Consider the following 813-nt stretch of genomic DNA (forward strand, 5'->3'; position numbering starts at 1 on the left):
CGCTACGCTGCCGGTGCGGGCGTCGATCCGGTTATCGATAGAGGTCAACACCCCGTCGCGCCGTTTACCATCAACCTCAATCTGCGCCAGCCACGCCTGCTTCAGAGCGTGGATATCGGCGTGCTGGCCGGTTTTGCTGAAAAACGCGGCTTCGTCGAGGGCGAACGAGACCCGCACCGGATCCAACTGCACAATGTCCACCAGCACGCCGCTGGACGAATTGACCAGCGTCCCGACGTGAAAGGCGCTATGTCCCACGCGACCGGTCACCGGCGCCGCAATCTGAGTGTAGCTGAGCACAATCTGCTGGGCCTCGACGCGGGCTTTGGCCTGCTGTACGGCAGCGGCGGCGACGTCGCGCTGCATCCGGGCCGTATCGACGTCGTTGCGGCTGATGGAGTGGTTGTTGATAAGCCGCTCGTAGCGAGTGAGCAACTGCTGCGACTGACGTAATGAGGCTTCGGCGCTTTTCAGCTCGGCCTGCGCCAGAGCCAGCGCCGCGCGGGGCTGCGCGTCGTCGAGGGTAAACAGCAGGTCGCCTTCGGTAACATACTGGCCGTCCTGGAAGTGGCGCTGAACAATCACCCCTTCGGTGCGCGCGCGAATGTCGACGGCGCGGATCGCCTCGACCCGCCCGGGGATAGCGCGTTCTTCAGCATGAGGAGCCAGTTCAACCGTGGCGACGCGGACCGGCACCGCCGGCGCGGCGGTCGCCGTCAGGGCGCCGACGACCAGACCGCAGGCCAGCAGAGCAAAGCGGAAGGTTTTAATCATAGAGGATCCTTGCGACAGTAACGCGCGCCCGCCGCGAGG

1 protein-coding gene is annotated in these 813 nt (G+C 65.1%); it reads right to left on the bottom strand.

Annotation, left to right across the window (positions count from 1 at the left end):
• Window positions 1–774, bottom strand: a 774-nt coding sequence (locus HMPREF9538_RS26295) for an efflux RND transporter periplasmic adaptor subunit (protein ID WP_009483830.1), incomplete at its 3' end; no start/stop codon positions are given.
• Between the last annotated feature and the right edge of the window lie 39 nt (window positions 775–813).

The organism is Klebsiella sp. MS 92-3 (genome assembly GCF_000195655.1).
GTDB lineage: Bacteria > Pseudomonadota > Gammaproteobacteria > Enterobacterales > Enterobacteriaceae > Klebsiella > Klebsiella pneumoniae.